Raw genomic sequence first — 21721 nt, forward strand, 5'->3', positions numbered from 1 at the left:
ATGGCAGAGAGGATTGCGGAAGAGAAAATTAACGAAATCCGCCAGGCGATTGATATTGCTGATGTCATCGGGGATTATGTCCAGTTAAAGAAACAGGGAAGGAATTACTTTGGTCTTTGCCCTTTTCACGGGGAGAATACTCCATCGTTTTCCGTCTCATCCGACAAGCAGATATACCATTGCTTCGGCTGTGGTGCAGGCGGCAACGTGTTTTCATTCTTAATGGAAATCGATGGCCTTTCTTTTCAGGAAGCAGCCGTTAAACTGGCGGAACAGGCTAATGTCCAGCTGGACATAGAGGCAGCACCCCTTAAAAAGAAGGCTGTTCCCGGACATCACCAGCAGATGATCGAGGCCCATGACCTGCTCCGGAAATTTTACCATCATCTCCTTGTCAATACAGATGAGGGGCAGCATGCTCTCGAATACTTGGAGAGCAGGGGCATATCCCGGGAATCGATTGAAAAGTTCCAGATAGGGTATGCGCTGCCGACATGGGAGTTTGCAAGCAATCTTTTGCAAAAAAGAGGATTTGCATTGGAGCAGATGGAAAAAGCGGGCTTGGTTATTCAAAGGGAAAAGGACGGGACTTATTTTGACCGTTTCAGGGACAGGATCATGTTCCCCATTCTGGATCACCAAGGAAATACGATTGCGTTCTCCGGCAGAGCGTTGGGGGCCGATGAGCCCAAATATCTGAACAGCCCGGAAACGCCAATCTTTAATAAAAGCAAAATCCTGTATAATTTTTCCCTGGCAAGGCCTTCAATCCGAAGGCAGCAGCAAATCATCCTGTTTGAAGGCTTCGCAGATGTCATAGCAGCCGATAGGGCAGGTATAGAAAACGGCGTTGCCACAATGGGAACATCATTAACGTCAGAGCACGTTGCAATCATTAAGAAAAATGCTCAGCTGGTAACAATCTGTTACGACTCAGACAATGCGGGAGTAGAGGCTGCATACAGGGCATCGGTGATGCTTCAGGAAGCTGGTTGTCCGGTGAAGGTGGCCCAGATGCCATCAGGGCTCGATCCGGATGACTTTGTAAGGAAACATGGCGAGGAAAAGTTCAGGAACGAGGTCATTGGTTCCAGTTCACCTCTGATGTCCTTTAAACTCCATTATTTCCGCAGGGGAAAGAACCTTCAAAATGAAGGAGACCGCCTTCAATACGTTGATGAAGTCCTGAACGAAATCAGCAGCTTGAAAAGCGCGGTTGAGCAAGATTACTATCTGAGGCAGATTGCCGATGAATTTTCGCTCTCACTCGAGGCCTTGAAACAGCAGGCTTCGCATAACAGCAAGAGCAAGCCTTCACAGCCTTCAAGGGAAGAACAGGCCTCTGTACGCATGCAATTTGCCCCGTCCAGGCAGCAGGGATTAAGGAAGGCTTATTACGAAGCCGAAAGGCGCCTGATTTCCCATATGCTTAAGGATAGCGAGCTTGCATACAAGGTCCAGGAGATGCTTCAGGGAAACACTTTTAATGTGGATGAACACCAGGCAATCATTACGTACTTATTAGGATTTTATGAAAAAGGGCATGAGCCGGACCTTAATGGGTTCTTAAATTATCTTCCCGATAATAAATTAAAAAGTGTTGTTGCAGACATCGGAATGATACCCCTCAACGAAGAGCTTGTGGAACATGAATTAACTGATTATATCAAGCAGGTGTTGAATTATCAAAAGATGTTAAAGATAAAAAATAAACAGGCTGAACAAAAGGAAGCAGAAAAACAAAGTGATCATATGCGTGCAGCTGCAATCGCAATGGAAATCATCCAGCTGCGAAAGTCCTTATAGATTAATCTTATCTGTTTTGTGATTTTGGAAGGAGGGGGACAAATGGCTGAAAAGTCGGCCCGTTCTAATGAGGTGGAAGTTGAGGTAACCTTAGAACAAGCAAAAGACCAGTTGACGGAACTGGGTAAAAAAACCGGTGTCCTTGCTTATGATGATATTGCTGAAAGATTATCGAGCTATGAACTGGATTCAGACCAAATGGATGAATTCTACGAGTTCCTTGGTGATCAGGGCGTTGAGCTTGTAGGAGACAATGAGGATGAAGACCCAGCAGTTCAGGAAATTGCCAAGGAAGGCGATGAAGAGTTCGATTTAAATGACCTTAGCGTCCCTCCTGGTGTTAAAATCAATGACCCGGTAAGGATGTACCTGAAGGAAATCGGCAGGGTGGACCTTCTGTCTGCCGAAGAAGAAATCAACCTGGCGACTAGGATAGAAGAAGGCGACGAAGAAGCCAAAAGGCGTCTTGCGGAAGCGAACCTGCGTCTTGTTGTCAGCATTGCAAAACGCTATGTTGGCCGTGGCATGCTGTTCCTTGATTTGATTCAGGAAGGAAACATGGGCCTGATCAAAGCGGTTGAAAAGTTTGATTACCGGAAAGGGTTCAAATTCAGTACCTATGCCACCTGGTGGATCAGACAGGCGATCACTCGGGCGATTGCCGACCAGGCAAGAACCATCAGGATTCCTGTCCATATGGTTGAAACCATCAATAAGCTGATTCGTGTCCAAAGACAGCTGCTTCAGGATTTGGGGCGCGAACCAACGCCTGAGGAAATCGCGGAAGACATGGATCTGACTCCTGAAAAAGTCCGTGAAATCCTTAAGATCGCGCAAGAGCCGGTTTCCCTGGAAACTCCTATTGGAGAGGAAGATGACTCCCATTTAGGAGACTTCATCGAAGACCAGGATGCGACCTCGCCTTCGGAGCATGCGGCCTACGAATTGCTGAAGGAGCAGCTTGAAGATGTCCTTGATACGCTGACAGACCGGGAAGAGAACGTTTTACGGCTTCGTTTCGGCCTGGATGACGGACGTACACGGACCCTTGAAGAAGTAGGAAAGGTTTTCGGTGTAACCCGTGAGCGAATCCGCCAGATTGAAGCAAAAGCACTCAGGAAGCTGAGGCATCCAAGCCGCAGCAAGCGCCTGAAGGACTTTTTAGAATAAGACCATGAAGAATAATTTACTTGCCATAGTAAATTATTCTTTTTTTATAACTCTATAGGTGCAGGTATAGGGGAACTCTTTTCAGAGGCCTTATTCCTGCCGGAAATTTGATAGCGCTTAACCTTATTTTACTGAATTGTCTCTCACTTTGCAAATGCCTCTTGGCATTAACGGGGGCAATCGGTTTCGGAACAGGGATATTAAGCCTATCTGTGCCTAAAAGATGTCCAAATTGTGAAGAACTGTGACAAAGTTTGCTTTTTTGCTTTTCCTTGCAACATTTTTCAAGTAAAATAAAGTTGTTTGCAATAGTTAATTGAATACATAACTTGTTCCTAAAGGAGGGGTATAAGATGAACAGGAATCCAATTATTCCATTTGTTGCAATTATGGTCTTTGGCATTGGCCTGATGTTCTTGCTTTCGTTTAAAGGATTGGGAGACGCAGAGCAAGCGGCAAAGGAAGCTGAAGGCGGAGAGCAGGCAGCGGAAGTAGCGGATGCGAGCCCTGAGGAGATTTATCAGCAAAGCTGTATCGGCTGTCACGGGGACCAGCTCCAGGGTGTATCCGGACCAGCTTTGAACGCCGTCGGTGGGAAGCTTTCCAAAGAAGAGATCCAGGATATTCTTGTAAACGGTACACCTGGCGGAATGCCAGCAGGCTTAGTGCCGGGCAATGAGGAAAAAATGGCCGAATGGCTTGCTGAAATGAAATAAACGTAAGGCTGTCCTTTGCAACTGCAAAGGACTTTTTTTATACTAGTAGAATATAGAATGGCTAAATAAAGCGAAAAGTATTATTGTTAATGCGTTTCTCCGGTACAAAGGGAGATCAAAATGGAAAGTAGTGATAACCAGATGAATACTAATAAACTGTCAGAGAGGCTTGCGGCAGTAGCCGAGCATATCCCTGGGAACAGCAGTGTGGCGGACATCGGCTCCGACCATGCCTATTTGCCATGCCACGTCGTAAAGAAAGGCGCTGTGCCTTTCGCCATTGCTGGTGAAGTGGCAGAAGGCCCTTTTCAGTCCGCCTTGAAACAGGTGGAATTCGAAGGCCTTTCAGACCGGATTCAGGTTCGGAAGGGAGATGGGCTCGATGTCATCCAGCCGGGGGAAGTGGAGTGCGTCACCATTGCCGGAATGGGGGGGCCGCTGATTGCGAGCATCCTTGAGAGAGGGAAAAGCAAGCTGGACGGGGTAACAAAGCTTGTGCTCCAGCCGAACATTGGTGCTTCTGCCATCAGGAAGTGGCTGTTTGAGAATGGATGGCAGCTTGTAAGTGAGACCATCCTGAAAGAAGATGGGAAAATATACGAAGTGCTCGCTGCCGAAAGAGGAAATCCCGAGGAGCCCTATAGTGCTTCGATGGATGCAGAGCTCCTTTTTGGTCCTTACCTTTTACAGGGAAAAAATGCAGCATTCCGGGAAAAATGGACACTGGAAAAGCAAAACTGGCAAAAGATTCTGGAACAGCTAAAACAGGCTGGCCAAAGTGAGGCGACCATCCAGAAACGGCAGGAGATGGAGAAAAAAATAAGGATGGCAGAGGAGGTGCTTTCATGAAAAATGTAAATGGCCATGAAATCATTCAGCTTTTTGAACAATTTTCCCCCAAGGCGTATGCAATGGAAGGTGATAAGATCGGCCTCCAAATTGGGACCCTGAATAAATCGGTAAGAAAGGTCATGATTGCACTGGATGTTCTCGAAGAAGTGGTCGACGAAGCGATTGAAAGGGGAGCGGAGCTTATCATTGCCCATCATCCTCCCATCTTCAGGCCTTTGCAGAAAATTACCGAAGAGACTGCATCTGGCCGGATGCTCAGTAAATTGATCAAGCACGACATTGCTGTCTATGCCGCCCATACGAACCTGGATGTTGCCAAGGGAGGAGTCAATGACCTCCTCGCCGACGCCCTGGGATTAAAGGAGAAAGAGGTTCTGGTCCCTACATATGAAGAAGCGTTGCTGAAACTTGCTGTCTATGTGCCCGGGGAGAATGCGGCCGAGGTCAGGGAAGCACTCGGAAAGGCAGGAGCCGGAGCAATAGGTGAATACAGTCATTGTTCTTTTTCCGTTGGCGGTACAGGAAGGTTTCTTCCGGGGGAAAGCGCCAATCCGCATATTGGCGAACAAGGCAGGCTCGAAGCGGTGGATGAGACAAGGATTGAAACTATTCTCCCGAAAAGCCTGGAGAAAAAGGTCATTGCTGCCATGTTAAAAGCCCATCCATACGAAGAGGTGGCCTATGACCTGTTCCCGCTTGAAAACAAGGGTGAACAGCTGGGCCTGGGACGGATTGGAAAGGTGGATGAAATGAGCCTCAGCGAATTCGCCAAGCATGTGAAGGAAGTGTTGGATGTAAAGGCTGTCCGGGTTGTAGGAGACCCTGATACAGTGATTAAAAAGGTGGCTGTTTTAGGGGGGGATGGCAACAAATATTACCCACAGGCAAAATTTAAAGGTGCCGACGTGTATGTGACGGGAGACTTGTATTACCATACAGCGCATGATGCGATGATGGCCGGCCTAAATATCATCGACCCAGGCCACAATGTGGAAAAGGTCATGAAGGCGGGGGTCGCAAAGGTAATGAGCAAATTGGCCGGTGACAAGGGATTCAATGTCGAGTTCTTTGATTCAAAAGTGGATACCGATCCATTTATGTTTTTTTGATGCCAAAGTGCCGAATCGCCAAAAGAGGCGCGAACCCCAATGGGGATTCGCGCCTCTCCTTTTTATCCTTGAGCAGCGGGCCGTTTAACCTTTGGAAGGATTTTTGCCAGCGGCACTTTTTTCTCCCTCGTCCAGGTGGATTCATCTTCCGGATCGTATTGCTCCAGAAAAGCGATGACCTCTTTGGTGATCGGGGTAGGAGTGGAAGCACCTGCTGTGACGGCCACGGTTTGTGCATCTTTCAGCCAGGCGATGTCAAGCTCGGAAATATCGGCGATCCGGTAAGCCTTTGTACCGGCGATTTCCTCGGAGACCTGCGCCAGTCTGTTGGAATTATTGCTCTTAGGGTCGCCGACCACAATCAGTACATCTGCTTCATTTGCCTGTTCAGCGACTGCTTCCTGGCGAACCTGGGTCGCCATGCAAATCTCTTTGTGCACTTCGGAATCAGGGAATTTTTCTTTTACTTTACTCATAATATCGGCTACATCCCATTGGCTCATGGTTGTCTGGTTCGTGACAATCAGCTTGTCATGCTCCAACTCCAGTGCATCGACATCTTCGGTCGTTTCAACCAGATGGACCTTGCCGGGAGCAACGCCGATGGCCCCTTCCGGCTCGGGGTGGCCCTTTTTACCTATATAGATGACCTGGAATCCGTCCTGGACTTTTTCTTTTATCAAATCATGTGTACGGGTAACGTCAGGGCACGTGGCATCAATGGCCACCAGCCCTTTTTGGGACGCGAGTTCACGGACTTCCGGGGAAATACCATGAGCGGTAAAAATGACCGTCCCACCATTCACCTTTTCCAGTATTTCTCTGCGGTTCTGTCCATCCAGGGTAATGATGCCTTCTTCAGCGAACGCATCGGTAACGTGCTTGTTGTGGACAATCATGCCTAAAATGTAAATCGGCCTGGGCAGGCTTTTATCAAGAGCCGCATTCCTGGCTATGACCATGGCGTCGACAACACCATAGCAATAACCGCGCGGCGAAATTTTAATTACTTTCATGAGTCATCCTCCTGCAGTCCCTCTTTATGTTTCTATTATAGTAAACTTAAAAGCATATTACAAAAATACTTTATTTCCAGCAGGAGGACCTAATCATTAGATGAATAACTTAGGCGTGGATTCGCCTCGTTTTGGTTTGGCTGAACTGTTTTTTTTAGGCGGGACGCTTTCTTCCGCCCTGTCGGCCGTCTTCTTTTTCTTCCTGTTTTCCTTCATCGGCTCATCTTCGTTTTTTGTTTGTGAAACATCTTCCTCTTGGTCAGGTAGATCTTTCATGCCTTTGTACAGCTTCCACATCGCGGGCAGGTTTTTGACCAGCGGCCCATATTGCTGAATCATCGGTCCTACAGATTGCGCTGTTTTTAATACTTGCTGTGTGTTATTCAAAAAGGAATGAATTGATCCCGGGTTGCCAATCGTGTTTAATATTCCGCCGCCAGCCGCTCTGCCGGCTCCCCCGGCTGCATGCCCAAAAGGCTGAAGTCCGGCCCGCTTACCCCCGCCAAGCAATCGTGCAAGAATGCCTCCCTGCTTTGCAGGACGGCCCATGCCCATCATCGGATTCATTGGATACGGTGTCTGGCCCATTGCCCTCATTTGCGGTCCTCCGAATTGGCCTGGCAGCTGTCTCATCGGCCCTGGACGCATCATGCCTGGTCCCATGCCTCCAAAGGGCATGCCTGGTCCTTGTCGCATCTTTATGGCCTCCTTTCTTAAAAAGCTCTCTTTCCAGAATATGCAGAGGAATAAAATTGGTTTGGGGTATGAAGAAATAGAAGAAATTAAAGAATGATTCTGTGGATAAAAAGGTTAATATAAGCATAAATGGAGATTTTTCCGATTGTCGATTATAATAACAGGATGGACAAGCCTAAAGTCCGGCAAAGCCTTCACAATAGAAGCAAAAAAGGAGCTTTTGACATGAGCACAACAAAATTTGAACAATACAATTTCAAACCATTCATCCTCGAGGCCATAAAAGATCTGGGGTTTCAAGAACCGACTGAAATACAGGAAAGGCTGATTCCCGTCATTGCCAAAGGTGATAGTGCAATCGGCCAATCCCAGACGGGAACAGGCAAAACCCATGCCTATATCCTGCCAATCCTTCAAAAGGTCAACCCGGATATAAACCAGGTGCAGGCGGTCATTTCCGCACCAACAAGGGAGCTTGCAAACCAGATTTATCTCGAAATCCTTAAAGTGGTCGAACACGCCCCGGAAGCAGAAAAAATTACAGCACGCTGCTTTATTGGAGGTACAGATAAACAAAGAGCCATTGAGAAACTTAAAACACAGCCCCAAGTCGTTATCGGGACTCCTGGAAGGATTAATGATCTTGTGAAGGAGCAGGCCCTTGGGCTTCATAAAGCTGGCATGCTGGTGGTGGATGAAGCGGATTTGATGCTGGATATGGGTTTTATCCATGATGTGGACCAGTTTGCCTCCACCATGCCGGCGAAGCTGCAGATGCTTGTCTTTTCAGCTACTATTCCCGAGAAGCTGAAGCCATTCCTGAAAAAGTATATGGAAAATCCAAAATATATTCAGGTGGCCCCAAACAGGGCAGCAGCAGAAAATATTGAACACCTGATCCTGCCTTCGAAGCACCGGAACAAAGTCAGTCTCGTGCGTTCTGCTTTGACTGCATTCAATCCATATCTTGCAATTGTGTTTACCAATACAAAGAAAAAAGCAGATGAAGTGGCTGACGGACTTATTGCCCAAGGCATTAAGGTAGGGAGGATTCACGGCGACCTAAGCCCGAGGGAACGCAAGCGGGTGATGAAGCAGGTGAAAGACCTGGAGTTTCAATATCTGGTGGCGACAGACCTTGCTGCAAGAGGGATTGATATTGAAGGTGTCAGCCATGTCATCAACTATGAACTGCCAACAGACCTGGATTTTTATATCCACCGGGTTGGAAGGACGGCGCGTGCCGGCTTTTCCGGAATCGCCCTGACCATTTACGAGCCATCTGATGAGGATGCACTTAACAGGCTCGAAAAAATGGGAATACAATTTAAGAATGTCGACCTCCAGAAGGAGGAACTGATTGAGATTGCAGAACGCAACAAACGGCAAAAACGCAAGCGCCAGGAAAACGAAATAGATGCCAAGGCTAAGTCAATGGTGAAGAAGCCGGAAAAGGTCAAACCGGGATATAAGAAGAAAATGCAGGCCGATATCGCTAAAATCAAAAAACGGGCAAGGAAACTCGGTAAAGGAAGCAAATAGGAAAAACAGGGGGAAAGTACATTGTTGAGGATTGGTTCTCATGTGTCCATGAGCGGGAAAAAAATGCTTCTGGCTGCCAGCGAGGAAGCACTCTCTTATGGCGCCAACACATTCATGATCTACACAGGTGCACCGCAGAATACCAGAAGGAAGAAAATCGAGGACTTGAATATAGAAGCTGGCAGAAAGCATATGGAGCAGAATGGCATCGACGAAATTGTTGTACATGCTCCGTATATCATCAATATCGGAAATACCACCAATCCTGATACCTTTGAATTGGGAGTACGCTTTTTAAGAAGTGAAATTGAGCGGACGGAAGCAATTGGTGCCAGGCAGATTGTCCTTCACCCCGGTGCCCATGTGGGAGCCGGAACGGAAGAGGGAATAAAGAAGATCATCGAAGGCCTGAATGAAGTGATCACCGGCAGGGAACATTTGCAAATTGCCCTTGAAACGATGGCCGGGAAGGGTTCCGAGTGCGGCAGATCTTTTGAAGAACTTGCCATGATCATTGATGGTGTAGCGTTTAATGAGAGGCTGTCCGTCTGCTTTGATACATGCCACACGCATGATGCCGGCTACAACATTGTGGAGGATTTTGATGGTGTGCTGAATGAGTTCGACAAAATCATTGGGCTGGACCGGCTTAAGGTACTTCATATCAATGACAGCAAAAATGCAGCGGGTACTAGGAAAGACCGTCACGAAAACATCGGGTTCGGCCATATTGGGTTTGAAGCGCTAAGTTATATCGTCCATCACCCACAGCTTATGGATGTACCGAAAATACTGGAGACTCCATTCGTCGGTGAAGATAAAAACAGCAAGAAGGCCCCTTACAAGCATGAGATTGACATGCTAAAAGGGAAGGAATTCAATGAGAACCTGCTTGATAAAATCATGCTTGGATAGAAAAAGCTGTGAGGCGATCACAGCTTTTTCCATTTCAATTTTGTTTAGTAAATTGGATGAAAAGTTTATTCACTTCTTTTGCTGTTTCAGGTCCTGCAATTTTTGCTATTTCTTTAACCAAGGCTGCCCGTTCCCTTGGTTCAAAGATATTTACTTGTTTGCTGCGTAAGTATTGGGCGATTTTTTCTGCCTGTCTTGTATTGATAGCGATTTGGAACTGAGAGGCATATTTCATGAGTTCTTCACCAGTAATGGTGTTGATTTTATGGTTGATGATGTTTTCAAATATCTTCATTTCATCACTCCTCCTCTTTAAGGTATGAGCCCCGGGCAGGAATCGTGACATGAAATATAATATGAGGCGGGGAGCACGGTTATTTACATTTGCTTAATCATGGGGTATACTACCTTAGTAAATCGGAATGATTCTTATTTTTGCAGGTGAAGAAAGATGATAAAAGAAGAACCTATTATTGAAATAAAGCATTTATTTTACCGCTATGACCGCGAAAATGTCCTCGAGGATGTCAACTTGTCCGTCAATTACGGCTCCTTCCTCGGTATCGTCGGTCCCAACGGGTCGGGAAAGTCAACACTGCTTAAATTGATTTTGGGCCTGAACAAGCCACAGAGAGGCGAAATTAAGCTATTTGGCAAAGATATTAAGCAATTCAGGGAAAGGCAGAAGATTGGCTTTGTCTCCCAAAAGGCGAATTCATTTAATTCGGGGTTTCCTGCCACCGTTTATGAGGTTGTGGCCAGCGGGCTGACCAAAAAAATCGGGCTGCTGCGTTTTTATAACAAAAACGATGCAGCAAAAATAGAAAAGGCGGTGGCTTCCGTTGGAATGGAAAAGTTCCTGCACCGCAATATTGGAGAACTTTCGGGCGGACAGCAGCAAAGGGTGTTCATAGCAAGGGCCCTTGTCAGTGACCCTGAACTCCTGATCCTCGATGAGCCAACAGTCGGGGTGGACGCCGAAAATGTCCAGTCATTCTACGAAATGCTTGAACAGCTGAATAAGGACGGAATCACGCTGCTCATGGTCACTCATGATATCGGGGCCATTACCGATAAAGTGACCAATGTGGCGTGCCTTAACAAAGTGTTGTTCTTCCATGGGACTTCAACAGAGTTTGAAGACAAGAAGCATCTGGGGATTTCCGATATTTATGGCCATGATGTCCATCTTTTGACGCATGACCATAAGGAGGCCCACTCATGATTTCAGCTCTCTTTCAATATGAGTTTTTACAAAATGCCTTTATTTCCGGAATGATCATCGGCTTGATCGCTCCACTGCTCGGCGTGTTTATTGTCGTTCGAAGGCTATCGCTTATTGCGGATGCTCTAAGCCATGTAACGCTTGCCGGTATCGCCGCAAGCTTGTTTATGGGCAAGTATATCCCCTTCTTTGGCACCTTGAACCCGCTTTATATGGGGATGGCTTTCTCTGTAGGCGGCTCCCTGTTCATCGAAAAATTGCGGTCTGTTTATAAACATTACCAGGAGCTTGCCATTCCAATCATCCTTTCGGGAGGCATTGGAATAGGAGTCATTTTTATTTCTTTGGCCGATGGCTTCAATACGGACTTGTTCAGCTATTTATTTGGAAGTGTCAGTGCGGTAAGCAGGACAGATTTGTGGACAATCATTGCCATCAGCATTTTTGTGCTTATTACGATTATTCTCATATATAAAGAACTGTTCCTTCTCTCATTTGATGAGGAGTACGCCAAAGCGACAGGTATCGCAGCCCGTTCGATTCATTTTTTATTCATTGTCATGGTGGCGCTGGTAATAGCGGCATCCATGAGGATCGTCGGTGTCCTGCTTGTGTCTTCGTTAATGACTCTCCCTGTGGCAGCAAGCATCCGCCTGTCCCGCGGGTTTAAGCAGACGATTTTCTTCTCGGTTGTTTTCGGGGAAGCGTCCGTCCTTGGCGGTCTGTTTCTTTCCTATTATCTGGATCTGGCGCCAGGTGGTACGATTGTTGTCCTTGCGGTTTTAATTCTAATTGCAACTGTTCTAATCAAAAAGCTGTCTGCAAACAGAGCTGTTTATTGAGGTGATTTGAATGAATGTAGATAAAGCTATGTACCTGTTGAAGGACCGAGGGTATAAGCATACAGGGAAGAGGGAAGACATGCTGGAGTTATTCGCCGGGAACGAAAAATATCTGACTGCCAGGGATGTGCTCGAAGGCATGAAAGATCAATATCCCGGTTTAAGCTTTGATACGATTTACCGCAACCTTTCCATTTTTGTTGAGCTGGGTATATTGGAAACGACGGAACTATCGGGTGAGAAGCACTTTCGTTTTGCCTGCTCGCATGATTCCCATCATCACCATTTCATATGCCTTGACTGCGGAAAGACAAAGGAAATTGAAACATGCCCAATGGCTGCCTTGAAGGAAAATCTAAAGGGGTATGATGTATCGGGCCATAAATTCGAAATCTATGGCAAATGCCCGGATTGCACTCATTAAAACATGAAAGGTCCTTCCCAAATCAGGGACGGACCTTTCATGTTATAGGGCTAGCTCAACCCTTCTGGTTCACCCATCGGTCTACCCAAACACGGGCTTCGTACCAATCATTCACACGAATCACTCCGTCTGGTATAGGATCCTGGTTATAAGGAGTGTTAAAAAGGAGTACAGGGATTTGCAAATCTTCATGGATCATGACTGCATTGTCATGTTTATCCTCGAAGAAGATATCGACCTCATACTTCCTCGCAGCAGCAATTTTATTATGGCTGCCAATCAGTTCAATATGGTCATATTCAAGGTTGTGCTTCATAAACCAGTCGGTCGTCACATCAATTAGATGTTTTCCCCTCGCACTGATAAAGAAAAGCTCATGCTCTTTTGACCATTCACTCAACACATCCCTCGCACCCTTTGCAAGTGGGGACTTTGCGTAGATCACTGGCTCACTTGACGTAAACCAGCTTGAAAATTCCTGCTCGCTTACGGAGACAAGCGGCATCAGATCGTATTGTACAATGTCGTCAAGTGTAATGTTCAGATTGAACTGCTGGTTCAGAAACGGAACCATTGATGATGGACAGGTGACGGTGCCATCAATGTCGATCCCAAAACGTTTTCTCATTATATAAAGCTCCTCTGTTCTTTATTCGTATGTTCTATCTTATCAAAAGAGGGACGGAGATTGAAGGACTTTCGCCTTTTGGGACCCCCTTTGTCGGAAATGGGCAGGAGCAGTTAAAAATTTACATCGTAAAACTTAAAAAATGGCGAACAATAATAAATGCTCCACTTAAGAAAGCGAGGGATTACGATGGCAGACGAAATACGGAACCAGGATAAACCCGAGTATCTTACAGAACCAGAACACGATGTATCTGCAGATAGCCTTTACAATCAGACGGAACAAAATACGTCCGGAAACGGAGATACGGCGGTTGGGGCAAATGTTCAAATCCCTGGTCAGTCTCAATTTGACCAGGCTTCAACCGTAAATACGACTATGACTCAGGAAAACCAGGCAGGCGGGTATAGGGAAGAAACGGCTGCCGAGATTGCTGCTCCTGTCCGCGGGGATGTACGTAGCCAGGCTAACAGGGGAAACCAGGCAAACGGAGAAAATGCTGGACAGGCTACAGGCTCTATAATGGGATTCTCGGCTTTGGCGCTATCCATTCTTTCGCTGTTTGTGCTGCCGGTCCTTCTTGGCGCAGCCGGTATCGTCCTTGGGTTTATTGCCAGGGCCCGGGGTGCTAAGGGACTTGGGAATTGGGCCATTGGCATCGGGGCCATTTCCCTTGTGATAGGCATGTTTGTGCTCCCATTTTACTGATGGGTGATAGCAGAGTGTGACACTAGCGGTTCTTTGAGGGAGCATGAAGAGCAATGAAAGAGGCCCGGAGAAATCCGGGCCTCTTCATGGTCATAAAATTAGGGACTTGCGCTTTTCTTTATTTTTGGGCCATTTCGCTCAGCTTTTCGGCGGCGATTTTATCTATTTCTTTTTTCAGCTCTTCAACCATTTGGTCTTCAGGAACTTTGCGCACCGTTTTCCCATGGCGGAACAGCAGACCTTCGCCGCGGGCGCCGGCAATTCCAATATCAGCTTCCCTGGCCTCTCCAGGTCCGTTGACTGCGCAGCCAAGAACGGCTACTTTAATTGGAGCCTTGATGTTCTGGATATATTCTTCTACTTCATTGGCAATGGAAATCAAGTCGATTTCAATTCGTCCGCACGTAGGGCAGGAAATCAATGTTGCCGCATTGGCTGCAAGCCCGAATGATTTCAAAAGCTCCCTCGCCACTTTCACTTCCTGCACAGGGTCGGCACTCAATGAGATTCGTAGCGTATTGCCAATTCCCATGCTAAGGATGGCGCCAAGGCCGGCAGCACTCTTGACTGTTCCTGCAAACAGGGTGCCTGATTCGGTGATGCCAAGGTGGAGGGGATAATCAAAAGCCTTTGCTGCTTTTGTATAGGCTTCAATCGCCAGGTTTACGTCTGAAGCTTTCATTGAAACGATGATATCATGGAAATCCAGGTCTTCAAGGATTTTGATATGGTGTAATGCGCTTTCGACCATTCCATCTGCAGTTGGGTATCCGTACTTCTCGAGAATTTTTCGTTCGAGTGAGCCGGCATTTACACCAATCCTAATCGGAATGCCGCGTTCTTTGGCCGCCTTTACTACCGCCTCCACCTTTTCACGCCTTCCGATATTCCCAGGATTAATCCTGATCTTATCCGCTCCGCCTTCGATTGCTTTAAGGGCGAGCTTATAATCGAAATGGATATCGACAACAAGAGGAATATTAATCTGCTTTTTAATGTCGGCAATGGCATTTGCCGCCCGCTCATCTGGGCAGGCAACACGGACAATCTGGCAGCCGGCTTCCTCCAGGCGTTTTATTTCAGCCACAGTGGCTTCCACATCATGTGTTTTTGTTGTTGTCATGCTTTGGATAACTACTTCATTATTACCGCCGATTGTCAGGTTTCCAACACGAACCGGACGGGTTTTCGTACGATGTATGATTTCACTCAACAGTGATTCGCTCCTTTTTGTTAGATAAAATCAAGGCGCCTGCGCAATTCCCTATAAATAATAGAAGAATCTTTACCTGTTTATTCTATCAGGGTGCTGCTCGGATTGACAAGAAAAGTTGTTTACCATTAAATTATGTCAATCTCTGACAGGGTAATCAGGAAATTTATACGCCTTCCCAATTTGGATGGCTTCCGGTTCCATCCCGTTATTTAAATTCCGGAAGTCCTGAACCGCTTTAGAAATGGGAACAGGGAGGGGACCTTTTAATTTATCTTCAAGCACGGAAAGAACGGTATCTCCCGGCTCGATATCTTTTTTAAAATACGGAAGAGAATCCTGTTTTGGAGCTATAGTCTCAGTTTTCTGGCTTTTTCCGGCTGCAGGAAGACTACCTTGGTTAAAATCGTGGTATACAGAGTAACATAAAAGAATAAGGAACAAAAATCCAGCCAGCTTTTTCATGGGAAATCCTCCTTGCAGGGTTTGTCCATTTATATGCGGCAGAGGAGAAATTCAGAACAAAAAACGCCCGCAGCAAGGCGGGCGATTACTTATGCCAGGGAGGGTTTATCTTTTTGCGGAATTTCCTGGATTGCAAGGAGCAGGACGATCAAGGCTATAGTCCAATTAAGCACGAATCCATAAGGTACGGGGGTCTTCAGCAAATCCATCACCGTGAAAAATAGGGTAGGCAATGTGACGCTATAGGCAGCCATCCGCCAAACATGGCGATACTGCAGGGGTCTTGCCAGGATGTTCTTCAGAAGGAGCCCAAATAAAGCAAGCACGGATACTTCTATGAACTTAAGCGCGCTGTTGACCAGGAAAACGGTTCCTGCCAACAGGGAGATGATGATGGGTAAAGCTGAATGCGAGCTTGCCAGCAGTTCGGATAAATCTTGCTTCGAAATGGGTTCATTGCCAAGCATGGAATAGGCAGCTGTGTTGATCCCTCCCCCTGCGCTAAGGACAATTTCGTTTTTCAGCAAAGCAATTCCGTCTCCCATTTCCGATACCGTACTGGAGTCCATGGCCCCTGTTGGATCAAATATGATGGAAAAGGACCCTTCTTGAATAGTGAGCGGTTCTTTTGCCTCGGAGTGCAGCTGGCCATTTTCGATTGTAAACTCGGGAAGTTCATTCAAGGATTCGCTAGCCATCTGGACGGCTTCCTTGAGGGCGCCATTCATATAAAAAACGGAAGGAAGCACCGAAATAAGCGATAACAGGAAGACATACAAAATTGTTTTTCCGATCCCCTGGTTTCGGTATGAAGCAATATCCTTAGGGGAATACAAACTTTTAAATAACTGTTTAAAAACATTCATCCAAACACACCTCTTTCTATAGTAACGGATTCATTTTATCTTGATAAGGAAAGATTCACAAGCGGGACGACCCTCTCCTCTGTAACATTCCTGTAACATAACTGCTAATTGTTAAGCTAATGTAAATTTAACTATAAACATATTTACATTGTCTTATTAATTCAAGCATAATTGTAGAGGTTTGTTGAATTGAGTCGAAAATGTAGGGGTTGAAAAAATGGAAGTTAATGTACAAGAAATGCTGTTTAGCTTTTTGGGCGGCTTGGGTATTTTCCTTTTTGGAATCAAATACATGGGCGATGGCCTGCAAAAGTCTGCGGGTGACCGGCTGAGGGACATTTTGGACCGCTTTACATCCAACCCGGTCATGGGTGTACTTGCAGGGATGTTTGTAACAATTCTCATCCAGTCAAGCAGTGGAACGACGGCTCTGACAGTCGGCCTTGTTGCTGCCGGTTTTATGAATCTTCGCCAGGCCATCGGAGTTATCATGGGAGCGAACATCGGTACCACGGTTACAGCTTTCATTATCGGTATTAAGATTGGTGACTACGCTTTGCCCATTATTGCTGTCGGTGCCATCCTCCTGTTTTTCTTTAAACATAAAAAAGTGCAGCACTTTGGTCAGATTGTCTTTGGGTTCGGAGCCTTGTTTTATGGTCTTGACCTGATGAGTAACGGAATGAAGCCGCTGCGTGAAGTACAGGCATTCACTGACCTGACGATGGAAATGAGTTCAAATCCTATCCTTGGTGTCGTCATCGGTGTGCTGTTTACCGTCATTGTCCAGAGCTCCAGTGCCACAATCGGGATTCTCCAGGGATTGTTTGGCGACGGCCTTGTGACTTTGCAGGCTGCCCTGCCTGTTTTGTTCGGGGATAATATTGGAACAACCATCACTGCGGTTCTTGCGGCGATCGGCACATCTGTTGCAGCCCGCCGTGCGGCTGCGACACATGTCTTGTTCAACCTGATCGGGACTTTTATTTTCATGGTGCTGCTTCGTCCGTTTACGGCTCTGATCCAGCTTCTTCAGGGGTCACTGAATTTAAACCCGGAAATGACCATCGCGTTTGCCCACGGAATTTTTAATGTGACCAATACGCTGATCCAGCTGCCATTTGTCGCAGTACTGGCCTATATAGTAACAAAGTTGATTCCTGGACAGGATTCTGTCATTGAATACAAGGCCCAGCACCTTGACCCGATTTTTATTGAACAGTCTCCTTCCATTGCGATTGGACAAGCGAAGGAAGAGGTGCTGCGCATGGGGAAATTTGCTGTACAGGGACTTGAGGAAACGAATCTGTACCTTAAAACAAAGAATGCCAAACATTCTGGAACAGCTTATCAGCTGGAGGATGCCATCAATAATCTGGACCGCAAAATTACCGATTACCTGGTACTCCTTTCTACTAGCTCATTGTCAAATCAGGAATCAAAAGAACATGGCAACCTGATGGATACTGTCCGCGATATCGAGCGGATGGGCGACCATTTTGAAAACATTCTTGAACTTGTTGAATACCAGTTGGCCAATAAGGTGAAAATGACCGATACTGCGATGGACGACCTTGAAGAAATGTTCACCCTGACCATCTCAACAGTCAGAAATGCGCTGCAGGCTTTTGACCAGAATGATAAATCATTGGCGGAAAAGGTTGTTAAAAAGGAAGAAGAAATCGACAAAATGGAAAGAAGCTTAAGGAAACAGCATATCCTTCGCATTAATGAGGGAGCATGTTCCGGACAGGCGGGCATTGTCTTTGTCGATATCGTCAGCAACCTGGAACGTATTGGCGACCATGCAGTAAACATTGCTGACTATGTGCTTGAAGATAGGGATTAAGATAAAATAGAGCGAGGGGGGGCTGCCCCTTGCTCTATTTTGTTTAGGAGGCCAGGATCATGGATTATATTTATTGGACAATCATTATCGTTTTGTTTGCTGTCGCTTTTGCCGGATTGCTGTTCCCAATCATACCGGGCGTGCTGTTTATTTTTGCAGGCTTTGTGCTTTATGGGGTTTTCTTCTCGTTCGAAGCGTTCAACTGGCTGTTTTGGACCGTGCAAGTCTTATTTGTCATCCTTCTGTTTGGTGCCGATTATATTGCGAACATGATTGGCGTAAAAAAATATGGCGGGTCAAAAGCAGGGGTTTGGGGCAGTACCATCGGTCTTTTGGCTGGTCCTTTCATCATCCCGGTTGTCGGCATCGTCATTGGACCATTCATCGGGGCAGTATTGGCGGAACTCCTGGTTAAGCGTAAAAGCGTCAGTGACTCCGTGAGAATCGGTTTTGGGTCGGTAATCGGTTTTATCAGCAGTGTTGCAGCCAAAGGCCTGATCCAGGCTCTGATGATCATCTATTTCCTCTTTATTGTGTAATCATACCCAAACGAAAAAATCGTGCCCGAGCACGATTTTTTTCGTTAGTTTAATCCGCATATCTCATACGGACAGCTTTGGCAGTCTACTTCCTGTTTCAAATAGGCAAGATTTTTGACGGTGAATTTAAGCTGGTCATAGGCGATGACATCATGCTCCCGCAATTCTTTGAGCATGCGCTGAATGACTTCCCTCGTTCCAAATGTGAGATTGGCTAGTTCCTGATGGGTGAGCGGCAAATCAATGAGAATACCTTCTTCCGTCATGATGCCGTGGCTGTTGCATAGGCGGATGAGGATTGAATAAAGGCCGCCCTTTTTTCCATTCATAATCAAGTCCTGGCATTTCATCTGGGCTTTCAGATAACGGGTGCTAAGCCATGTTGCCAATGAGTTCAAAGCAAATGGTTCGCTTTGGACGAAATCCTCAAATACTTCCCTTCTGATCATAATCAATTCACAGTCTGTCAGAGCCTTCGCCGAAAAATAATATCTCGGTGAATGTTTAAAAAGTTCATACTCAATGATTAGCTCTTCACCGCTTAACATTTTCATGATGAATTCTTTGCCTTTTACATGGACCCTTCCAACTGAAAGAGTGCCGCTGAGGAGCAAATAGATATACTGGACAGAGTCCTCCTCCTGAAAGAGAATGGTACCTGCCTTTATGCGCTGCATCGATTCTTTATCGATGAAATGCTGTAGAACTAAACTATATAATGAGATGTTTTTTTGCATGAGGATCTACTCCTTAATACAGCCTTTACACCTTTGATTTAAAAGAATTGTAGCTACTATGTCAATGGTATTTTGGGAATAAATGGAACCGTTTCAAGCCTAATGCGACAAAAATCGTTGACAAACCAATGGTTTTACAATAATGACAAATTTCCGAAATGTCATATGGAGGCCACTTACTGGTATATAGCCAAGGAAAAAGGGCTATCCTAAACGGGGTTGTCAATAAAGCATTTTATTTGAATTGATTACCGTTCTTTGGTAATCTAAATCTGGGTCCTTTAGAACGATTCTAATTTCTGAAAATTGGATGGAAACGTTCTTGGGAAATATGATACATAGGAGGATGTTAAATATGGCTTTTGAATTACCGCAATTACCTTACGCTTATGATGCACTGGAACCACACATCGACAAGGAAACAATGAATATCCACCACACAAAGCATCACAACACATATGTAACCAACCTCAACAATGCTTTGGAAGGAAATGAAGAGCTTCTTTCCAAAACAGTTGAAGAAGTAATCTCCAACCTGGATGCAGTTCCGGAAAGCGCGCGTACAGCGGTGCGCAATAACGGCGGCGGACATGCCAACCATACTTTGTTCTGGCAGGTCATTTCTCCAAATGGCGGCGGTGAGCCAACAGGCGAACTTGCTGAAGCCATCAGCCAAAAGTTCGGCAGCTTTGAAGGCTTCAAGGAAGAGTTCACCAAAGCTGCTACAACCCGTTTTGGATCCGGCTGGGCATGGCTCGTTGTCAACAACGGCCAGCTTGAAGTTACAAGCACTCCAAATCAGGATTCTCCATTGATGGAAGGCAAGACTCCAGTTCTTGGCCTTGATGTATGGGAGCATGCTTACTATCTTAACTACCAGAACAGAAGACCGGAATACATTGGTGCATTCTGGAACGTTGTAAACTGGGAAGAAGTAAACAAGCGTTTTAACGAAGCAAAATAATCAGGCTTTAACAGGGACAGGCGGGTTTCCGTCTGTCTATTTTTTATCTACCCAATAAGTGAATAAGTGAGTGTTGATTGTTAGAAACTACCCGAGAAGAATAAAGGGGAGTTTCTTAATGAGCAAATTTCAAAAACTGATTGGAGATGTAGAACTCACGAGGGATTTAACGCTTTTATTGGTGATCGGGGGCCTGTATTCGTTAAGCATCGCCTTGTCCAATACCTTCGTAAATATTTATTTATGGAAACAGTCGGGAAATTTCACGGATCTTGGGCTGTACAATCTTGCAGTCGTCATCATGCAGCCGATTACATTTATCCTTGCAGGGAGGTGGGCCAAGAAAGTCGACAGGGTCATTGTCCTTAGAATAGGTGTGACTTTTTTGGCCATCTTTTACATGGCTGTGCTATTTTTTGGCACCAGGGCCTCCGAATACCTGCTTTTACTGGGAGGGCTCCTTGGGATAGGATATGGTTTTTACTGGCTGGCCTTCAATGTGCTGACCTTCGAAATTACCGAACCGGAAACAAGGGATTTTTTCAACGGGTTTCTCGGAATCCTTTCATCGGCAGGAGGGATGATTGGGCCAATCGCAGCAGGTTTGATTATCTCAAAGCTGGAGAAATTCACAGGATATACGGTTATTTTCGGTATTTCACTTGTACTGTTTTCAGCAGCCGTATTCATGAGCTTCTTTCTGAAGCGCCGGCCGGCGGAAGGGAAATACTGGTTTGTGCGGATTTGGCGGGAGAGGAAAAACAGCAGAAATTGGCGAATGGTTACAAACGCGCACATCCTTCAGGGGATAAGGGAAGGCACATTTGTTTTTATTATTTCCGTTTTTGTGTTTATCGCCACCGGAAGCGAAATGGCGCTGGGAACATACGGGCTGATCAACTCGGGCATTTCCTTTATAGCCTATTTTTTCGTTTCACGCATGCTAAAGAAGGAGTACCGAAAGAAGGCCATTCTATCGGGGGGCATATTGCTGTTTCTTTCCATGTTTTTAATTGTATTCGACCTGAGCTATTCCCGCCTCCTCATATATGCCTCAGTCATTGCGGTGGCTTACCCGCTGCTTCTGGTTCCCTATATGTCGCTTACGTATGATGTGATTGGAAGAGGATGGATGGCGGCTGAAATGCGCATTGAATATATTGTGGTCAAAGAAGTATTTTTAAATATGGGAAGAGTGGTCTCAATCCTCCTTTTCCTGGCGACCATCACTCTTTTTGACCAGGAGAAGGCCCTGCCGTATCTGCTGCTCATTATTGGAAGCGGACATTCGTTTATCTACTTTTTTGTAAGGCATATCAAGTTTTCTTCGGCATAGTTCATGTATGGAAAGAAAAACCAGGACACTTGATAATAGAAATATCCTCGTTTTTCCTTTAGAATAAAGGATGGTGCATTTTACATGGACTACCTTTGTTAAA

General features: G+C 46.0%; 23 protein-coding genes. 15 read left to right on the forward strand and 8 right to left on the reverse strand.

Translation table 11 applies throughout. The annotated features are described in order from the left end of the window. The 5 genes from dnaG (at nt 1) to WQ57_RS24875 (ending at nt 5653) form a co-directional block, all read left to right on the forward strand. Nucleotides 1–1806, forward strand: coding sequence for a DNA primase (gene dnaG, locus WQ57_RS24855; RefSeq protein ID WP_046526313.1), 1806 nt, complete (start codon nt 1–3; stop codon nt 1804–1806). 42 nt (nt 1807–1848) lie between these two features. Beyond that, nucleotides 1849–2976: an RNA polymerase sigma factor RpoD gene (gene rpoD, locus WQ57_RS24860; RefSeq protein WP_046526314.1), complete on the forward strand. Its 1128-nt coding sequence runs from the start codon at nt 1849–1851 to the stop codon at nt 2974–2976. Nucleotides 2977–3329: 353 nt separating this feature from the next. Next, on the forward strand, nt 3330–3692 hold the full coding sequence (gene cccA, locus WQ57_RS24865) for a cytochrome c550 (RefSeq protein WP_046526315.1): 363 nt from the start codon (nt 3330–3332) through the stop codon (nt 3690–3692). A 141-nt stretch (nt 3693–3833) separates the two neighbouring features. Further along, nucleotides 3834–4541, forward strand: coding sequence for a tRNA (adenine(22)-N(1))-methyltransferase (locus WQ57_RS24870; RefSeq protein ID WP_046526464.1), 708 nt, complete (start codon nt 3834–3836; stop codon nt 4539–4541). After that, the gene (locus WQ57_RS24875; RefSeq protein WP_046526316.1) at nt 4538–5653 is read left to right on the forward strand and encodes a Nif3-like dinuclear metal center hexameric protein; all 1116 of its coding nucleotides are present in this window, start codon (nt 4538–4540) and stop codon (nt 5651–5653) included. The genes WQ57_RS24870 and WQ57_RS24875 overlap by 4 nt, the downstream gene beginning before the upstream one ends. 62 nt (nt 5654–5715) lie before the next feature. On the opposite strand, the gene WQ57_RS24880 is transcribed toward WQ57_RS24875, so the two are convergent. Together WQ57_RS24880 and vrrA are read right to left on the reverse strand one after the other, a co-directional pair. Then, entirely contained in the window at nt 5716–6669 is a 954-nt protein-coding gene (locus tag WQ57_RS24880; RefSeq protein WP_046526317.1) for a 4-hydroxy-3-methylbut-2-enyl diphosphate reductase, read from the reverse strand. A 96-nt stretch (nt 6670–6765) separates the two neighbouring features. Continuing rightward, nucleotides 6766–7365, reverse strand: a complete 600-nt coding sequence (vrrA, locus tag WQ57_RS24885) for a VrrA/YqfQ family protein (protein WP_052948879.1) — start codon at nt 7363–7365, stop codon at nt 6766–6768. Between the two features lie 225 nt (nt 7366–7590). Between vrrA and WQ57_RS24890 the strand changes: the two genes are divergently transcribed. Both WQ57_RS24890 and WQ57_RS24895 read left to right on the forward strand, forming a co-directional pair. Continuing rightward, complete coding sequence (locus WQ57_RS24890; RefSeq protein WP_046526466.1) at nt 7591–8907, forward strand: DEAD/DEAH box helicase; 1317 nt, start codon at nt 7591–7593, stop codon at nt 8905–8907. Between the two features lie 21 nt (nt 8908–8928). Further along, nucleotides 8929–9822: a deoxyribonuclease IV gene (locus WQ57_RS24895; protein ID WP_046526318.1), complete on the forward strand. Its 894-nt coding sequence runs from the start codon at nt 8929–8931 to the stop codon at nt 9820–9822. A gap of 34 nt (nt 9823–9856) precedes the next feature. On the opposite strand, the gene WQ57_RS24900 is transcribed toward WQ57_RS24895, so the two are convergent. Continuing rightward, entirely contained in the window at nt 9857–10117 is a 261-nt protein-coding gene (locus WQ57_RS24900) for a DUF2624 domain-containing protein (RefSeq protein ID WP_046526319.1), read from the reverse strand. 156 nt (nt 10118–10273) lie between these two features. On the opposite strand from WQ57_RS24900, the gene WQ57_RS24905 reads away from it, so the two are divergent. The 3 genes from WQ57_RS24905 to zur are packed head-to-tail and all read left to right on the forward strand — an operon-like array spanning nt 10274 to nt 12313. Beyond that, nucleotides 10274–11047 carry a metal ABC transporter ATP-binding protein gene (locus WQ57_RS24905; RefSeq protein WP_046526320.1) on the forward strand — a complete coding sequence of 258 codons (774 nt, stop codon included), beginning with the start codon at nt 10274–10276 and terminating at the stop codon, nt 11045–11047. Next, on the forward strand, nt 11044–11889 hold the full coding sequence (locus WQ57_RS24910) for a metal ABC transporter permease (RefSeq protein ID WP_046526321.1): 846 nt from the start codon (nt 11044–11046) through the stop codon (nt 11887–11889). Before WQ57_RS24905 ends, WQ57_RS24910 begins: the two co-directional genes overlap by 4 nt. Nucleotides 11890–11899: 10 nt before the next feature. Further along, a complete protein-coding gene (zur, locus tag WQ57_RS24915; protein ID WP_046526322.1) occupies nt 11900–12313 on the forward strand; it encodes a zinc uptake transcriptional repressor Zur in 414 nt (137 codons plus the stop codon). Between the two features lie 55 nt (nt 12314–12368). Here the strand turns inward: zur and WQ57_RS24920 are convergent, their stop codons facing one another. Next, nucleotides 12369–12941 (reverse strand): nucleotidase, encoded by a 573-nt coding sequence (locus WQ57_RS24920; protein ID WP_046526323.1) that lies wholly within the window; start codon nt 12939–12941, stop codon nt 12369–12371. Between the two features lie 378 nt (nt 12942–13319). Here WQ57_RS24920 and WQ57_RS27545 point away from each other — a divergent pair, with 378 nt between their 5' ends. Continuing rightward, nucleotides 13320–13649 carry a DUF4190 domain-containing protein gene (locus WQ57_RS27545; protein WP_420912415.1) on the forward strand — a complete coding sequence of 110 codons (330 nt, stop codon included), beginning with the start codon at nt 13320–13322 and terminating at the stop codon, nt 13647–13649. 118 nt (nt 13650–13767) lie between these two features. Here WQ57_RS27545 and ispG read toward each other — a convergent pair whose 3' ends face one another. The 3 genes from ispG to WQ57_RS24940 form a co-directional block, all read right to left on the reverse strand. After that, nucleotides 13768–14853, reverse strand: a complete 1086-nt coding sequence (ispG, locus tag WQ57_RS24930; RefSeq protein ID WP_156183235.1) for a flavodoxin-dependent (E)-4-hydroxy-3-methylbut-2-enyl-diphosphate synthase — start codon at nt 14851–14853, stop codon at nt 13768–13770. Nucleotides 14854–15000: 147 nt separating this feature from the next. Further along, on the reverse strand, nt 15001–15327 hold the full coding sequence (locus WQ57_RS24935) for a hypothetical protein (protein WP_046526325.1): 327 nt from the start codon (nt 15325–15327) through the stop codon (nt 15001–15003). Nucleotides 15328–15416: 89 nt separating this feature from the next. Next, entirely contained in the window at nt 15417–16193 is a 777-nt protein-coding gene (locus tag WQ57_RS24940; RefSeq protein WP_046526326.1) for a DUF1189 domain-containing protein, read from the reverse strand. Between the two features lie 217 nt (nt 16194–16410). Here WQ57_RS24940 and WQ57_RS24945 point away from each other — a divergent pair, with 217 nt between their 5' ends. Beyond that, complete coding sequence (locus WQ57_RS24945) at nt 16411–18042, forward strand: Na/Pi cotransporter family protein (RefSeq protein WP_046526327.1); 1632 nt, start codon at nt 16411–16413, stop codon at nt 18040–18042. 59 nt (nt 18043–18101) lie between these two features. Further along, complete coding sequence (locus tag WQ57_RS24950; RefSeq protein WP_046526328.1) at nt 18102–18581, forward strand: DUF456 domain-containing protein; 480 nt, start codon at nt 18102–18104, stop codon at nt 18579–18581. 44 nt (nt 18582–18625) lie between these two features. Here WQ57_RS24950 and WQ57_RS24955 read toward each other — a convergent pair whose 3' ends face one another. Then, nucleotides 18626–19318 (reverse strand): Crp/Fnr family transcriptional regulator, encoded by a 693-nt coding sequence (locus WQ57_RS24955; protein ID WP_052948880.1) that lies wholly within the window; start codon nt 19316–19318, stop codon nt 18626–18628. 355 nt (nt 19319–19673) lie between these two features. Here WQ57_RS24955 and WQ57_RS24960 point away from each other — a divergent pair, with 355 nt between their 5' ends. Both WQ57_RS24960 and WQ57_RS24965 read left to right on the forward strand, forming a co-directional pair. After that, nucleotides 19674–20282, forward strand: a complete 609-nt coding sequence (locus WQ57_RS24960; RefSeq protein ID WP_046526329.1) for a superoxide dismutase — start codon at nt 19674–19676, stop codon at nt 20280–20282. 118 nt (nt 20283–20400) lie between these two features. Next, on the forward strand, nt 20401–21618 hold the full coding sequence (locus WQ57_RS24965) for an MFS transporter (RefSeq protein WP_046526330.1): 1218 nt from the start codon (nt 20401–20403) through the stop codon (nt 21616–21618). Nucleotides 21619–21721: the final 103 nt, after the last annotated feature.

The sequence above is a fragment of the Mesobacillus campisalis genome, from assembly GCF_000986785.1.
Taxonomy (GTDB): Bacteria; Bacillota; Bacilli; order Bacillales; family Cytobacillaceae; genus Mesobacillus_B; species Mesobacillus_B campisalis.

Coding starts and splice junctions, on each gene's coding strand:
- dnaG (WP_046526313.1), top strand. CDS start 1: ATGGCAGAGAGGATTGCGGAAGAGAAAATTAACGAAATCCGCCAGGCG.
- WQ57_RS24940 (WP_046526326.1), bottom strand. CDS start 16,193: ATGAATGTTTTTAAACAGTTATTTAAAAGTTTGTATTCCCCTAAGGAT.
- WQ57_RS24920 (WP_046526323.1), bottom strand. CDS start 12,941: ATGAGAAAACGTTTTGGGATCGACATTGATGGCACCGTCACCTGTCCA.
- WQ57_RS24945 (WP_046526327.1), top strand. CDS start 16,411: ATGGAAGTTAATGTACAAGAAATGCTGTTTAGCTTTTTGGGCGGCTTG.
- WQ57_RS24910 (WP_046526321.1), top strand. CDS start 11,044: ATGATTTCAGCTCTCTTTCAATATGAGTTTTTACAAAATGCCTTTATT.
- WQ57_RS24900 (WP_046526319.1), bottom strand. CDS start 10,117: ATGAAGATATTTGAAAACATCATCAACCATAAAATCAACACCATTACT.
- vrrA (WP_052948879.1), bottom strand. CDS start 7,365: ATGCGACAAGGACCAGGCATGCCCTTTGGAGGCATGGGACCAGGCATG.
- WQ57_RS24955 (WP_052948880.1), bottom strand. CDS start 19,318: ATGCAAAAAAACATCTCATTATATAGTTTAGTTCTACAGCATTTCATC.
- rpoD (WP_046526314.1), top strand. CDS start 1,849: ATGGCTGAAAAGTCGGCCCGTTCTAATGAGGTGGAAGTTGAGGTAACC.
- WQ57_RS24880 (WP_046526317.1), bottom strand. CDS start 6,669: ATGAAAGTAATTAAAATTTCGCCGCGCGGTTATTGCTATGGTGTTGTC.
- WQ57_RS24950 (WP_046526328.1), top strand. CDS start 18,102: ATGGATTATATTTATTGGACAATCATTATCGTTTTGTTTGCTGTCGCT.
- WQ57_RS27545 (WP_420912415.1), top strand. CDS start 13,320: ATGACTCAGGAAAACCAGGCAGGCGGGTATAGGGAAGAAACGGCTGCC.
- WQ57_RS24935 (WP_046526325.1), bottom strand. CDS start 15,327: ATGAAAAAGCTGGCTGGATTTTTGTTCCTTATTCTTTTATGTTACTCT.
- WQ57_RS24890 (WP_046526466.1), top strand. CDS start 7,591: ATGAGCACAACAAAATTTGAACAATACAATTTCAAACCATTCATCCTC.
- WQ57_RS24965 (WP_046526330.1), top strand. CDS start 20,401: ATGAGCAAATTTCAAAAACTGATTGGAGATGTAGAACTCACGAGGGAT.
- cccA (WP_046526315.1), top strand. CDS start 3,330: ATGAACAGGAATCCAATTATTCCATTTGTTGCAATTATGGTCTTTGGC.
- WQ57_RS24870 (WP_046526464.1), top strand. CDS start 3,834: ATGAATACTAATAAACTGTCAGAGAGGCTTGCGGCAGTAGCCGAGCAT.
- WQ57_RS24905 (WP_046526320.1), top strand. CDS start 10,274: ATGATAAAAGAAGAACCTATTATTGAAATAAAGCATTTATTTTACCGC.
- WQ57_RS24960 (WP_046526329.1), top strand. CDS start 19,674: ATGGCTTTTGAATTACCGCAATTACCTTACGCTTATGATGCACTGGAA.
- zur (WP_046526322.1), top strand. CDS start 11,900: ATGAATGTAGATAAAGCTATGTACCTGTTGAAGGACCGAGGGTATAAG.
- WQ57_RS24875 (WP_046526316.1), top strand. CDS start 4,538: ATGAAAAATGTAAATGGCCATGAAATCATTCAGCTTTTTGAACAATTT.